The organism is Cetobacterium sp. ZWU0022, assembly GCF_000800875.1.
GTDB lineage: Bacteria > Fusobacteriota > Fusobacteriia > Fusobacteriales > Fusobacteriaceae > Cetobacterium_A.
Window position 1 is genome coordinate 1 of the sequence record NZ_JRJZ01000137.1, and the last position, 966, is coordinate 966.

Annotated in this window: 1 protein-coding gene and 1 pseudogene; both read right to left on the reverse strand. The window is 25.5% G+C overall.

All coding sequences use genetic code 11. The features are described 5' to 3' along the window. Positions 1 to 102 (reverse strand): annotated as a pseudogene (locus tag L988_RS13710) (transketolase); the annotation flags it as partial. Between the two features lie 96 nt (positions 103 to 198). Then, entirely contained in the window at positions 199 to 807 is a 609-nt protein-coding gene (locus L988_RS10610; protein WP_052191817.1) for a hypothetical protein, read from the reverse strand. Between the last annotated feature and the right edge of the window lie 159 nt (positions 808 to 966).

A 966-nucleotide genomic window follows, 5' to 3' on the forward strand; every position in this document is an offset into this window, starting at 1 on the left:
TAATGATCCTCCTGGATGTCCTGACTTAGATTTACAAATCATTTGAACAATGTCTTTTCTGATTTTAGTAGCTTGCTCTACTAAAAATTTTATGTCTCTCATTTTTTCTCCTCTCAATCCTTTTATTTAGTTAAATTATATTAAAATTCAAGCTGTTTTGTCAAGTTAAGCTACAGGATTTATTTCAATTTTGATGTACTAAAACAGGATTTTTATTTTTTCCAAAATAAAGTGTACAACAATTCCTATACTTCCACTTATTTCATCATATTTTACTGCACTTAAAAATACACATGTCGTTGCAAAAAAGCTAAAGGGTCTAAAAAACTTCTCTTCTTTTTTTATATTTTTAATAATAGTGTACACTCCTAAGAATGTTAATATAATCACCTCTAGATAATGTTTTGAATATTTTATTGCTAAAAATATACAGTAAATACTTGTAGAAAATATAAATCCTTTACTTCCTTTAACTCCTAATCCAAGTTTTAAATATGGAAAATATATTAATGCACCTCTTGACCACCCTTTCGGGAAAAAATCAAAAATCATATGTAAACCTATTGCTAAAGCAAATCCCATAATTGCAAACCTAAATACTTCAACATCTTTTTGAGTATTATAAAAATATATCATTATCCAAAGAATTATTGGACTATGTGTTAATATATTTCTATGCTTTATTTTCAATTTAAAATCCCAATCAGGAAATTTCAATCCAATTAAAAAAGACATCCAAATTAATATTATTCCTATAAAACTTATGGTTTCAAATGTCTCTATAATATTTGTAAAATCAACTACCATATGTTGTCCTTTCTATTTTTTCATATTATATCATATTTTTATAAATGAAAAAATAAAAAAGAGAGTTAAGATTTAACTTAACTCTCTCAATATATTATCTTTAAGTAAGATTACTTAGTAATTTCTGCAACAACTCCAGAAGCTACCGTTCTTCCTCCT